At 35.4% G+C, this 13,142-nt stretch carries 15 protein-coding genes, 2 pseudogenes and 1 riboswitch; of the genes and pseudogenes, 3 read left to right on the top strand and 14 right to left on the bottom strand.

Features of this window, described 5'->3' with window-relative positions; all coding sequences use genetic code 11:
* Positions 1 to 213 (bottom strand): annotated as a pseudogene (locus A9G30_RS00725) (hypothetical protein); the annotation flags it as partial.
* A gap of 142 nt (positions 214 to 355) precedes the next feature.
* On the opposite strand from A9G30_RS00725, the gene A9G30_RS00720 reads away from it, so the two are divergent.
* The 3 genes from A9G30_RS00720 (at position 356) to A9G30_RS00710 (ending at position 2,261) form a co-directional block, all read left to right on the top strand.
* Positions 356 to 559 (top strand): heavy-metal-associated domain-containing protein, encoded by a 204-nt coding sequence (locus tag A9G30_RS00720; RefSeq protein ID WP_065580527.1) that lies wholly within the window; start codon positions 356 to 358, stop codon positions 557 to 559.
* A 178-nt stretch (positions 560 to 737) separates the two neighbouring features.
* Positions 738 to 1,193: an STY0301 family protein gene (locus A9G30_RS00715; RefSeq protein ID WP_065580526.1), complete on the top strand. Its 456-nt coding sequence runs from the start codon at positions 738 to 740 to the stop codon at positions 1,191 to 1,193.
* A 609-nt stretch (positions 1,194 to 1,802) separates the two neighbouring features.
* Complete coding sequence (locus A9G30_RS00710; RefSeq protein ID WP_141671934.1) at positions 1,803 to 2,261, top strand: STY0301 family protein; 459 nt, start codon at positions 1,803 to 1,805, stop codon at positions 2,259 to 2,261.
* Positions 2,262 to 2,333: 72 nt separating this feature from the next.
* Here the strand turns inward: A9G30_RS00710 and thiD are convergent, their stop codons facing one another.
* The 13 genes and pseudogenes from thiD to A9G30_RS12815 form a co-directional block, all read right to left on the bottom strand.
* Entirely contained in the window at positions 2,334 to 3,128 is a 795-nt protein-coding gene (gene thiD / locus A9G30_RS00705) for a bifunctional hydroxymethylpyrimidine kinase/phosphomethylpyrimidine kinase (protein ID WP_065587745.1), read from the bottom strand.
* Positions 3,129 to 3,139: 11 nt separating this feature from the next.
* On the bottom strand, positions 3,140 to 3,781 hold the full coding sequence (thiE, locus tag A9G30_RS00700; protein WP_065587744.1) for a thiamine phosphate synthase: 642 nt from the start codon (positions 3,779 to 3,781) through the stop codon (positions 3,140 to 3,142).
* Positions 3,782 to 3,789: 8 nt separating this feature from the next.
* Complete coding sequence (gene thiM / locus A9G30_RS00695) at positions 3,790 to 4,578, bottom strand: hydroxyethylthiazole kinase (protein ID WP_065587743.1); 789 nt, start codon at positions 4,576 to 4,578, stop codon at positions 3,790 to 3,792.
* Positions 4,579 to 4,634: 56 nt separating this feature from the next.
* Positions 4,635 to 4,736, bottom strand: a riboswitch (TPP riboswitch).
* A gap of 39 nt (positions 4,737 to 4,775) precedes the next feature.
* Entirely contained in the window at positions 4,776 to 6,137 is a 1,362-nt protein-coding gene (trkA, locus tag A9G30_RS00690; protein WP_065587742.1) for a Trk system potassium transporter TrkA, read from the bottom strand.
* A gap of 108 nt (positions 6,138 to 6,245) precedes the next feature.
* Positions 6,246 to 7,241 carry a tryptophan--tRNA ligase gene (trpS, locus tag A9G30_RS00685; RefSeq protein WP_065587741.1) on the bottom strand — a complete coding sequence of 332 codons (996 nt, stop codon included), beginning with the start codon at positions 7,239 to 7,241 and terminating at the stop codon, positions 6,246 to 6,248.
* A 23-nt stretch (positions 7,242 to 7,264) separates the two neighbouring features.
* Complete coding sequence (locus A9G30_RS00680; protein WP_065587740.1) at positions 7,265 to 7,960, bottom strand: phosphoglycolate phosphatase; 696 nt, start codon at positions 7,958 to 7,960, stop codon at positions 7,265 to 7,267.
* On the bottom strand, positions 7,953 to 8,630 hold the full coding sequence (gene rpe / locus A9G30_RS00675; protein WP_065587739.1) for a ribulose-phosphate 3-epimerase: 678 nt from the start codon (positions 8,628 to 8,630) through the stop codon (positions 7,953 to 7,955). The genes A9G30_RS00680 and rpe overlap by 8 nt, the downstream gene beginning before the upstream one ends.
* A gap of 39 nt (positions 8,631 to 8,669) precedes the next feature.
* Positions 8,670 to 9,491, bottom strand: coding sequence for a Dam family site-specific DNA-(adenine-N6)-methyltransferase (locus tag A9G30_RS00670; protein ID WP_065587738.1), 822 nt, complete (start codon positions 9,489 to 9,491; stop codon positions 8,670 to 8,672).
* 48 nt (positions 9,492 to 9,539) lie between these two features.
* Positions 9,540 to 10,328, bottom strand: a complete 789-nt coding sequence (locus A9G30_RS00665; protein ID WP_065587737.1) for an SPOR domain-containing protein — start codon at positions 10,326 to 10,328, stop codon at positions 9,540 to 9,542.
* A gap of 67 nt (positions 10,329 to 10,395) precedes the next feature.
* Complete coding sequence (gene aroK, locus A9G30_RS00660; protein ID WP_065580715.1) at positions 10,396 to 10,917, bottom strand: shikimate kinase AroK; 522 nt, start codon at positions 10,915 to 10,917, stop codon at positions 10,396 to 10,398.
* A gap of 184 nt (positions 10,918 to 11,101) precedes the next feature.
* Positions 11,102 to 12,064, bottom strand: coding sequence for an arabinose-5-phosphate isomerase GutQ (gene gutQ / locus A9G30_RS00655; protein WP_065581478.1), 963 nt, complete (start codon positions 12,062 to 12,064; stop codon positions 11,102 to 11,104).
* Between the two features lie 201 nt (positions 12,065 to 12,265).
* Positions 12,266 to 12,891, bottom strand: a pseudogene (locus tag A9G30_RS13470) (LysE family transporter).
* Between the two features lie 9 nt (positions 12,892 to 12,900).
* The coding region (locus A9G30_RS12815; RefSeq protein ID WP_176700814.1) for a hypothetical protein at positions 12,901 to 13,142 on the bottom strand (242 nt) is incomplete at its 5' end.

Below are 13,142 nucleotides of genomic sequence, written 5' to 3'. Positions count from 1 at the left end.
ATCATTATTATACGATAAGGTATGTTTGCCGTATTCAAATGTATAATTAACACCCGATTTGGCTGGAATAGTTAATTCTTTACCATCAATAGTGACTTTTATTTCGTTAGCAGTAGGGTTGTCAATCCAACGCTCGATAGAACTAGGTTCAGAACAGCCAACAAGGATTAAACTGCAAATCCACAATAAAGAATATTTTATTTTTTTCATCATAATATTTTGTTATAAGTGTAAAAAGGAAGTAAATATTATCATCTTTATGAAAAAAACTAAATGTAATCAAATAAAATTAGTGTTATAAATAGGTATTTTGTTTGGTTGTTTATTAAATAACATTAGGAATAGAGAGATTTTTATGAAATTGATAGTCGATAATATGAATTGCCAGCATTGTGTGAAAATGATAACAAAAGCGATTAATGACATTGACCCAAACGCAAAAGTGACCGTTGATTTAACTAAGCGCCAAGTTGCTATCGAAAATAGTTCCATTACGCAAGAAGCCGCTATCACTGCGATTAATGAGGCTGGTTATGAGTTTGTTGGAACTGCGAACTGACTATCTCTATATTTGATAGCACTAGGTTTCTTAGGCATCTTTGTTATGCTACCTTGCTGAAATTTTACCTTAAAAAAAGAAATAACAAAAAATTTGTTTAAAGTATCAGCATATTTTGGAAAATGCTAGAATGCGTTTATCTATTTATTAATAAGCTATTGTGAAAAGGATATAGACTATGAAAGGTAAAATATTGAGTGTTACTGTGGCTATTATGGCTTGGTTTAGTGCGGTTTTTTTTGTTAATGCTTATCAGATTGATTGCCCACAAAACATCAAAGTTAAAGAAGAAGTTGAAAACAGGCCTGATGGATGGGAGGTTTCTGATAAAGATAGCCTGAGTAGCTCTTTTCATAGCATGATTGTTTATTACGATAACCCTTCTAGAATGGGTGCTTTAAAACCAGCAAAAGGAACGGTTGCTGGTAAAAAACATGAGTTAATATGGGAAGTTAATTACCACACAGATGTTGAACCTTATTATGTTAGTTGCGCTTACAGTACAAGCAGAATTGAGCTAATAAAAAAAATTGATTCATCAATGAAAAGTTGCTGGGCTGACTATTTTGAAGATGAGCAAGGAAAAAGAGGGACACTTACCTGTAGCACAAGTGAGGCAAAGGACTTGCATTAGTTGAAATATGGGATTTGTTGTTATATGTAATAGCCGATAACAAATCCCATATAAATTTTAAACCCTAGTTTATTTTTTCAATACATTATTTTAATTTAAGTTTTAATGTTCTAATAATACTTTTCATAGAATTATATAAAACGTCTTAAATCAACTTAATGCTAATCATTTATTTGTTACCATCATTGATAAAAATAATGTGTAGGCTCAATACGTTTGCCAATGGTTAAATTAATTGCCCCTTGCAAATGTTTTATGGCTTCTTCTAGATTGCTACATTGGGGAAATAATACTGCACTTTTGGTAAAGTGTGTACAATCCGTATCGTGGATATTTTTAGTTTTAGTTTTAGTTTTGTATGATAGTGATGAGTCTTATTTTATGGTATAGGGCTTTTTGGGCGATATCTCCGTCATGCTACCTTGCTAAAAACTTACTCCAAAACAGAAATAATAAAAAATTCGTTTAATTTAGATAACATGGTGAAAATAGCTTAATGACTTATAAATAATTATAATTGTTTTTATTTAAGATATTAGCATGATTTTTTGAAATCTTCGAATGCTTTTATCTTTTTATTAATAGGTAATTGTTAGAAGGATAGATAATATGAAAAGGAAAATATTGAGTGTTACTCTAGCTATTATGGCTTGGTTTGGAGCGGTTTTTTTTGTTAATGCCTATCAAATTGATTGTCCACAAAACATCAAGGTTAAAGAAAAAGTTGAAAACAGGCCTAATGGATGGGAGGTTTCTGATGATATAAATAGTTTAACGGTATCGTTTAGTAGTATGATTGTTTATCACGGTAAACCTTCTAGAAAGGTCAGTTTAAAACCAGCAAAAGGATTGGTTGAAGGTAAGAAACATGAGTTAATATGGGAAGTCGATTTTAAAGCTGATGTTGAACCTTATTATGTTAGTTGCTCTTATAATGGCAGTAGAATTGAGCTAATAAAAAAAATTGATTTATCAATGAAAAGTTGTTGGGCTGATTATTTTGAAGATGAACAAGAAAAAAAAGGAACACTTACCTGTAGCACAAGTGAAGCAAAAGATTTGCATTAGTTGAAATATGGGATTTGTTGTTATATGTAATAGCTGACAACTTAAATCCCTTTTAGACTATTTATTGTGCTATCACCACCAACGGTAAAAATGGTGTGTTGGGCCAATTCCGTTACCAATATTTAAATTATCAGCATGGCTAATGGCTCCTTGCAAATAATTTTTAGCCTGCATTACGGCTTCTACTAAATTATATTTGGGTAATAATGCGGTAATTGCTGCAGATAGTGTGCAACCTGTGCCGTGAGTATTTTTAGTTTGAATTCGTGGAGAAGTTATTCTTATTACATTATCTTGGGTTATCAAATAATCAGGGCTTTGACTACCTGACAAATGCCCGCCTTTCATTAAAACCGCCTTGCAACCCAATTTGAGTAATTCATCCCCTTGCTTTTGCATATCATCTTCGTTTTTGGCCTCACCACAATCAAGTAGTGCTGCTGCTTCAGGAATATTAGGGGTAACAATGGTTGCTAAGGGTAATAATAACTCACGAATAGCAGTTATGGCATCAGATTTGAGCAGGGGATGTCCTCCTTTAGCTATCATTACAGTATCTAAGACGATAGCAGGAATAGCATTTGTGCTAAGAAGGTGGTGAACAGCTATAACTATCTCTTTATTCATTAGCATTCCCATTTTTACACTATTAATTTGAATATCTTGATATAGCGTATTGAATTGAGCTGCAACAAATTCAGGGGTAATGGCTAATAACGCATCAACCCCTTGTGTGCTTTGTGCTGTTAATGCAGTGATAACTGACATACCATAAGCACCGAGTGCCGAAAAAGTTTTTAAATCGGCTTGAATTCCTGCGCCACCGCTGGGATCTGATCCAGCAATGGTTAATGCAATTGTTGTCATAATTGTATGCCCTATTTAGCCTTCTTGATTTGCGTAATGAGTGATAACGTCGCTTGCTCAATATCTTGTTTACCACAAATAGCTGAAACCACAGCAACGCCTTCGATGCCTGTTTGAATAACGTTAGTCACATTACTTTCATCAATACCGCCAATGGCTACAGCAGGACATTGCTTCAGTTCTATTAGTTCGACTAATTGTTCGGTTCCCAGTGCTACTGCTGCATCTTTTTTCGTTGCGGTTGGAAAGATAGGACCAATACCAATATAATCAACCTTATGCCATGGAACGCTATCAAGTTGACGTCGATTAGCGATCGAAAACCCTAACCATTTATCTCTACCAATTAATTGACGAGTAACATCAACAGGAAGATCACTTTGTCCAATATGTACACCATCGGCGTCAACCGCTAAAGCAATATCGACATGATCATTAATAAACAGTGGTACGGGTGTTTCATTCAGCGCTTCTTTCAATGCTAATGCGGCATAATACCAATCTTTACCGCTAAACTTATGTTCAGATCTTAACTGTACTGCAGTTGCCCCATTAGAAACAGCAATTTTTGTGGTATTTACCATGCCACTAATACCACCACATAATAATGGATCAAGGACTAAATAAAGAGTTAAATCTAATTGCTTCTTCATCTTGTTCCTTATTGATGCAATGAATTAAATAGAGATAGTTGATCTAGTAATGATACCGCAAAGGTACCTAATCCTTGCTGTTTATTGGCACGTTGACCTGCTTTTTTCATCATAAAACAAGCTGAGGCGGTAGCTGATAAAGGATCTGGTGAATTGGCAATAAAAGCAGCTACCATAGCAGATAGTGCACAGCCTGTTCCTGTTACTTTTGTTAAAGCAATATCCCCACCAGTAATGCTATATAAGATGTTGCCGTTAGTGATATAATCAATATCCCCCGTCATTGCAACAATCGTTTGATATTTTTGTGCAAGTGCTTTGGCTGCATGTACAGCAGATGTCGTTGAGTTTTGACCATCAGGTCCTTTCGATGATCCATTTTCACCATTTAGTACTAATATTTCTGATGCATTACCGCGTATGACTGTTGGTTTTAATGATAGTAATTGACATACAATTTCAGTTCGATAATCAAGCGCCCCCCCCACAGCGACAGGATCAAGTACCCATGGAGTTTGTGTTTGCAAAGCTTGGGTTGTTGCTAATAACATACTTTTGGCTGTGCTACTGTTAATGGTGCCAATATTAATCAATAAACTATCCGCAATGGCGACAAATGATTCCACCTCTTGCTTAGCAATAATCATTGCTGGTGATGCGCCAATAGCGAGTAACACATTTGCGGTAAAATTTTGCACGACATCATTTGTAATACAATGCACTAATGGGTTTTGTTGTTTTACATGATGGATAAAAGGCGTTGCTTGTACTAATTGAAATGGCTTGTTGTCTAACATATTTATTCCCTGTTATTTTAGAACTAAAATATTGGGAAGAATCTGCCAAATTAAAGCTAAGACGGCTTAGACTTCCCTACGCTGGCATGATCCAGATCAGGTTCAACGGGTAAAATCTCAGTTTTTTGTCAAAATAAAAAACACCCCGAGTCAAAATTTACTCATCCATTATGAACTGACTATCAGTTTTTAACAAGCTATTGTAATAACTTTTCAATATCTGTTATTGCCTTTCTATCTGGCAAAAAGATGATTAGATGATCATTATCTTCTATCATCAAATCAGTATTAATAATAATCACATCTTCACCACGAACAACAGCTCCAATTGTTGCGCCTGAAGGTAGTTTTAAGCCATTAATATTTTTACCCACCAGTCTTGATGTATCATTATTGCCTTTGGCAACCACTTCGACAATTTCAGATTCTCCTTGCCTTAGCGAAACGACTTTAACCATACCAGTTTGTCTTACATGACTTAATAGTTCTGAAATGGTGGCATGTTGTGGCGATATTGCGATATCAATCACACTATCATTAATCAATTCAAGGTAGGCTTGGCGTTGAATTAGTACGATCACTTTTTTTGCGCCCATTCTTTTGGCAAGCATAGATGACATGATATTGGATTCATCGTCACCAGTGACTGCAATAAAAAGATCGGTAAGCTCGACTTGCTCTTGTGAAAGTAATTCTTGATCGGATGACTCACCATGCAACACTGTGGTATTAACCAGTTGCTCGGCAATGAGTTCGGCTCGCTCAACATTGCGTTCAATTAACTTGACTTGGTAATCATTTTCCAAACGCTTTGCTAAAGCGACAGCAACACTACCACCACCACTAATAATGATTCGTTTATAAGGTTTTTCTAATCGTTGTAGTTCACTGGTTACAGCTTTGATATTAACTGGTGGCGTAATAAAATACACCATATCTCCCGCTTCAACCAAGGTTGAGCCAAGCGGACGAATAAAGCGGTTTTTACGATAAATAGCAACCACTCGCGCTTCAACATGAGGTAAATGTTCTTTGAGCTCGGATAATTCACTGCCAACTAAAGCACCGCCATAATAAGCCGTTACCGCCACTAGACACACTCGGTTATCATAAAAAGAAGCAAATTGCAATGAGCCAGGGTATTGAACTAATTGACTTATATGATTAGTGATAAGATTTTCTGGGGCAATGATATGATCGATATTAATACAGTCTTTATTGAAAAAAGGATAATTTTCATCATTATATTCAGGCGCTCTAATGCGAGCCACTTTTTGTGGAATACTAAATAAGACATGACCAATTTGGCAGGCCATCATATTGACTTCATCAGAGTTAGTTACAGCAACAAGCATATCGGCCGATTCAGCACCAGCACTTTCTAATACTTGAGGATAGGATGATTTTCCACAAATTACCTGTAAATCAAAACGCTCTTGTAGCGATTGCAATCTATCATGATCTTCATCCACCACAGTAACATCGTTTTGTTTTTCGGTAACAAGATATTCCGCAAGTGCACTACCTGTTTGTCCTGCACCAAGAATAATAATCTTCATAACTAGCCTATATATTTAGATGGCTTTAACCATTATCCATTTACTTAGTATATTAAAACCATTGCATATCATTCATTTTTTAGACGCAATCTGTTATTGATTTTGCAATTATACAAACCCGATTGCATCATAGACTTTTTTCAACGTTGGCTCGGCTTTTGAACGTGCTTTTTCAGCTCCATCTTGCATGATTGAAAATAGATAATGTTCATCGTCACGATACTCATGATATTTAGCTTGCAAGGTAGTTAACATATCAATGACTTGCGTTGCAACTTCTGTTTTGAGGTGACCATACATTTTACCTTCAAACTCTTTTTCAAGCTCGGCAATAGGCTTATCTGTCACACCAGTTAAAATATCAAGTAGATTTGAAACACCAACTTTATTTTTAACATCATAGCGTACTACTGGTGGTTCATCAGAATCAGTCATCGCACGTTTGATTTTCTTCTCAATATCTTTTGGATTTTCGAGTAACCCAATCACATTATTACGGTTTTCATCTGATTTAGACATTTTCTTAGCCGGCTCCTGCAATGACATAACGCGCGCACCAACCTTGGCAATAAAAGGCTCAGGAACAGTAAAAATATCACCATAAAGCGCATTAAAACGCATAGCAATATCACGCGATAATTCAAGATGCTGTTTTTGATCATCACCAACAGGAACTAAGTTTGCTTGATAGAGTAAAATATCAGCAGCCATAAGTACAGGATAATCAAATAGCCCTGCATTGATATTCTCTGAATGGCGTGATGACTTATCTTTAAATTGCGTCATACGGCTAAGCTCACCAAAATAGGTGTAGCAATTTAAAGCCCAGCCTAACTCTGCATGTGCAGGTACATGCGATTGTACAAAAATAGTGCTTTTTTGCGGATCAATACCACAAGCTAAATAAAGGGCTAGTGTATCTAATGTGGCTTTACGTAATTTGTTTGGATCTTGACGTACGGTAATTGCATGCTGATTAACAATACAATAAACGCAATCATATTCGTTTTGCAAAGACACCCAATTTTTTAAAGCACCTAAGTAGTTGCCAAGTGTTAGTTCCCCTGATGGCTGAGCGCCACTAAATACAATCGGTTTACTCATAATTTCTTCCTAATTTACACTCATTATTTTTTTGCATCAGTTTTTGGCTGAGGTAGAATTGTTAATATATCTTTAAAATCGTCAAATAAAAAATCGGGATTACTAGTAGCAATTGAAACGCCATAGTTATAGCCATAGCTTAAGGCAACAGTTGGGCAGTTAGCATTTTGCGCAGCAGTGATATCGTTTTTCGAATCACCAACAAAAAGTAACTGATCGCTAAACAATCCAAATTTCGCCATTACTTGATACAAAGGAGCTGGGTGTGGTTTTAATTTGATCACATCTCCACCGCCAAGTACTAGCGAAAAGAACTCTTTTATGCCTAGTGACGCTAGTAATGCAGGTAAAAATTGGGCTGGCTTATTGGTCACTAATGCAAGTGGATAATGATTATCATAAAGCACTTTTAAAGTTTCTTTAACATTCGGAAACAGCCTAGTTTCGACATCAATAACTTTATCATAATGTTGGTTAAATAATATCTTGGCTTTGGCAAATTGTTCTTTTGATAGCTCAATAGTAATGGCTTTAAAAACGCGTTCTAGCATGATATCAATGCCATTACCAACGAAATTTTTGATCTGCTCATTGCTGATCGTTGGTAAATTCAACTCCGCTAGCATATTTTGCGTCGCCAATGCTAGCCCTGGTACGCTATCAACTAATGTACCATCTAAATCGAATGCTATCGCTTGAATGTTGTCTAGTTTATTCATGTATAACTCCTGCTAGCTCCTTACGCATTGCATCAATAACTGTTTTATAATTAGGCTGATTAAAGATCGCCGAGCCAGCAACAAACATATCTGCACCTGCTTTAGCTATTTCAGCAATATTTTCTACTTTTACCCCACCGTCAATTTCTAAACGAATATTTAATCCTGATGCAATTATACGTTGTTTAACTTGGTGTAATTTTTTCAAGGTTGCGGGAATAAAAGATTGCCCCCCAAAGCCAGGATTAACGCTCATCAACAAAATAATATCAATTTTGTCCATGACATAATCTAAATAATCCAGCGGAGTGGCTGGATTTAATACAATACCTGCCGTGCAACCATGATCTTTAATTAATTGTAATGAGCGATCTAAATGAATCGTCGCTTCTGGATGAATAGAGATATTAGTAGCACCAGCTTTAGCAAATGAGGCTATTAGCTCTTCAACAGGGGATGCCATCAAATGCACATCAATAGGTACGCTAATGCCATAATCTCGCAGTGCTTTACAAAACATCGCTCCCATTGTTAGATTAGGTACAAAATGGTTATCCATAACATCAAAATGGATAACATCGGCTCCGGCGTCAATGACCTTTTGCGCATCTTCACCAAGGCGCGCAAAATCAGCTGACAATATTGATGGAGCAATAATAAATTTTTTCATAACCTACCTCATGATAACCCATTTTATATTCAAGCCTGATTATGACTTTTTATAGAGAGCTAAAATCTCATCAATTTTTTTACGACCCTCACCTGCACAGCTAATTGAACGACGCATTTCTGCGCGATAAAGCTCGCTTGCTTTGCTATAAAGAGTCATTGTGTAATCAGTATAATGATTAGATACTAGCACGGGTATATTTTTTTTATATGCTATAGTTTCAGCCAATTTCGACAAGTTTTTATGTTCTTCAAATCCAAAAATATTTGAATAATAAGCTGTAAACCCTACTGATTGATTTGGGGGTATGTAGGGCGGATCACAATAAATAACCGAATTTCTTTCTGCCTTCTTCATGACCTCATGATAAGGTGCGCAAATAAATTTCGCTTTTTGTGCTTTTTCTGCAAAAAAATAAAGTTCTTTTTCAGGAAAATAAATGGTTTTATAACGCCCAAATGGCACATTAAATAATCCACTATTGTTATAACGACATAGGCCGTTATAACAATGTCGGTTTAAATAAACAAATAATAATGATCTAAAATATCGATCTTTACTATAATTAAATACATCTCTAAGCTGATAAAACGCATCAGGTTGATTATTTTGAGTAGTAAAAAGCAATCTGAGATCACGAATAAATTGATCTGGAGTTGATTGTAACAAGGTATATAGTGAAATTAAGTCTTGATTGATATCCGCTAAAATATAGTTTTCGTAGTTTGTATTTAAAAACACAGAACCAGCTCCGACAAAAGGCTCAATCAATAGATCGCCTTCTGGAAGATACCGTTTGATTGTGTCCACAAGCTCATACTTTCCTCCAGCCCATTTTAAAAAGGCTCGTTGCTTCTTCAACGGATACTCCTATTTGTCGTTGATTGGATAAATAAACGATATTACTTATTATTTTTCTATTTTTTCTTTATTAACAACCGCACCCGATTTAACCCATGGTTTATCTTTTAAGAGTGCTGATGGTAAAGATTTAATAGCTTTACGTGCTTCATTAGCTGATGAATAATCACCTTTTACTAAAATAAACCACGTTCCTGAACTATATTCAGTTTTATATATATGGTAATTAGTTATATTGTTTTGTTTAATAAATTTTTTCAACCCCTCAACTGATTTGGATGCACTTAGCTGAATAACATAATGATCATTACTTATTTTAATTTTTTTTCCTAAATCAGCTTTTTCTTCTTTACGATTAACTGTTTTCTTATCATGATCATTATTATTTTTCTTAGTATTAGTTGATTGTGAAATATTTATATTATTAGAAATACCAGCGTTAGTTCTTCTATTTTGTGTTGTAATAGTATTAGAGTGTCCCTTAACCTCAGAATTTAGATTATCTATTGAGCTTAAACTATCATCTGTATTATCAGAACTTTCAGTTTGAGATCCATTAACAACTGCGCCACTTTGCCCATTTGAAATCAAACTGTTAGTTTCTTCTGTTGTCGTAACATCATTAACGGTAGGTGATGTTAATGCTGTTACTTCATTTTTGCGAAAAGAGTAAAAAATAATCAAGCCAAGCAATAATAGAAAAATAATGGCTACCGAACCGAAGATAACTAATTTTTTCTTTGGAAAATTTTGAAGAAGGTTTAGCAACTTTAATGAAGGCGTAGAGTCCTTACTCGGTTGCTCTGAAATATAACGGTCATCTTTATCTACACGCATACTTACTCCTTAACCTATAAAAAGGTTTATTACTTCATTAATAGCTATTACTTCCAAAATAAGTTGCTTAAATCTGTTCTATTTTATCAATAATATAACTGGCAACACCTTTGGCACTTTGTTCATCAGTTTTAATGGTAATATCGGCAATTTCTTTGTAAAGAGGTTCACGTTCACCTGCAAGTTCTTCATAAAGCTCTCGAGGTGTGTTACCGCCTTGTAATAAAGGTCGACGTTTGTCTTTTTGGGTTCTTGCCATTTGTTTTTCAATGGTTGTTTCAAGATAAACAACAATTCCACGCGCTGACAATCGGTTGCGTGTCTCTTTTGATAAGACAGAACCACCACCTGTTGCCAGAACTACGCCTTGTTTTTCAGTCAATTCGTTAATGACTTTTTCTTCTCTGGCACGGAATCCCTCTTCTCCTTCTAGGTCAAAAATCCATGCAATATCGGCTCCAGTACGTTTCTCAATCTCTTGATCTGAGTCAAAAAAATCCATGCCTAACTGTTGCGCAATTTGTCGGCCTATTGTGCTTTTTCCTGCCCCCATAGGGCCAATTAGAAAGATATTTCGCTTTTCTGCCATTGTAGTTTCATCATCTATTAATTTTGGTTAAAATATACAACACAACATCAATTTTAATTGATTAAAAATCATACAAAATTCAATTGTGTAACTTTTCCTTTGATCTCCGTCTAACGACAAAAATTTAGGTCGGTAATTATCTCAATAGATAGCACCTTTTGGCAATAGGTATTTATTAATAGTTTTAGCTAATACCAGCTTGATGCAAATCATGAATATTTAAAGCACCGACTAATTCACCCTCATTGTTAACGACTGGTGCAGCGGTAATATTGTGATCATTAAAGGATTTTAATGCTTCAACCGCTTTCCAATTATCAGGGATAAGGTATCCTGGGCTGGTCATAACATCCAAAATACTATCTTGTAATGTACCATTTTTCAATAATAACCGACGTAAATCGCCATCGGTAAATACTCCAATTATTTTATTATTATTCTGACAGATTGCAACTAAACCTACACCTGTTCGACTTAATTCTAGCATAGCATCAAGAACCGTTGCTGTTTGTGGAACTTTAGGTATTCGATCGCCTGTTCGCATCACATCTCTGACATGATTAAGTAATTTAGCACCTAAACTACCTGCTGGGTGGGAGCGAGCAAAATCTTCTTCTCTAAAGCCTCGAGCTCGCATTACAGCAATCGCTAGCGCATCACCCATCAATAATGTGTTGGTTGAACTTGATGTTGGCGCTAATCCCATTGGGCATGCTTCTTTTTCTATCGAGATATTTAAAATAGCTTGAGCTGATTTAGCCAATGGCGAATCAACTCCGCCCGTAATTGCAATTACGGGTACATTCATTGTAGCGAGGATCGGCAGAATAATATTAAATTCTTTTGCCCGTCCGGAATAAGAAATTAAAATAGCCACATCATTGGCTGTTACCATGCCTAAATCGCCATGCAATGCTTCCGAAGGATGCATAAAAAAAGCGGGGCTGCCCGTGCTTGCTAACGATGCAGCAATTTTTTTCCCAATATGTCCTGATTTTCCAATACCTGAAACAACAACCTTACCTTTGGTGGTTAAGATAAGTTGGCATGCATTAATAAAATCTTTGCCAAGCCGATTAGGTAACTTTTCCGCTTCTTGTAACTCTAGTTCAAGAACTTCTCGACCATATTGTAATAATTTATCCATTTTCAATTAGCCTGTCGAATAAAAAAATCAGTGTCCAGTGAATGTATAATCGGTAAATAAAAGTAATCGATTATAAAAGCTAAACTATTATCAGTTTAACAATTAACGATCGAATATTCAAAAAAAGAAAGTCTTTTTATCAAAACTTTTCAGGTAAACAGGTGTTTGAAAGTAAATATTAGTTCACAACATTAGAATAACTTAAAGTCCGAAAGCAACTTTTACACCTAATGTAATTAAAATAGTACCTAATAATTTATCGAAAATAGATTGAATTTTAAAATAACGCCGTTGTATTGTTTGATTTTGAAAAACAAACACCACAAAAGGTCACCAAAAAAAGACTTCAAGCCAAATGATAAATGCAATGATAAGTTTATCAATCATTGATGATTCAGCATCAAGCATTTGCGTAAAAATTGCCAGAAAAAATAACGTTGCTTTAGGGTTAAGTAAATTACATAAAAAACCTTGCGTAAAAGCCAATTTTGTTGAAATTAGCTGCTTAATTGGTTGTTTGCCAACTAAGCAAGTGGTCGCATTAGAGGCAAATAATGCTAAAGCCAAGCCATATAAGGAAAGCGGCACTGGCATAGCATAGCGTGTTATAGAGCAATGGAATGGTGCCAATCAACACCGCAAGGCAAGACCAGCAACGCAATAGCTCATATGAATCAAAATAGCAGTGATCACATCTAAACAAGTAAATAATGCTGTTTTTCGGCGATAATTTAAGCTGTTTTTAACACTAAAAAGAAATCAGATCCAGACGGAATCATCCCCAAAAAACAGGTCGAGCCAACTAAAATCAATGTATCCAACTCCATTTTCGGTACCTATTTAAATACCTGTGCTGAATTATTGATCGTTGCGATATTGGCTTTATTTTTTTCAATAAACTGTTTTTTATCAAAATTAGGGGCAGATAAATAGTCAGTTAGAAATTTGCCATTACTTGCAACTTGTGCCCCATTTAAAATTAAACGAGGCAAATCAATTTGGTAAATGGTTTGATCGGGTGTTTTTTGTAGATCTTGTATACTTGCGTTAGTTAATAGATAAAGCTTGCGCTCTTTTT

It is taken from the genome of Gilliamella sp. Fer4-1, from assembly GCF_001690515.1.
GTDB lineage: Bacteria > Pseudomonadota > Gammaproteobacteria > Enterobacterales > Orbaceae > Gilliamella > Gilliamella apicola_C.
This window is presented reverse-complemented; position numbering and strand designations above follow the sequence as displayed.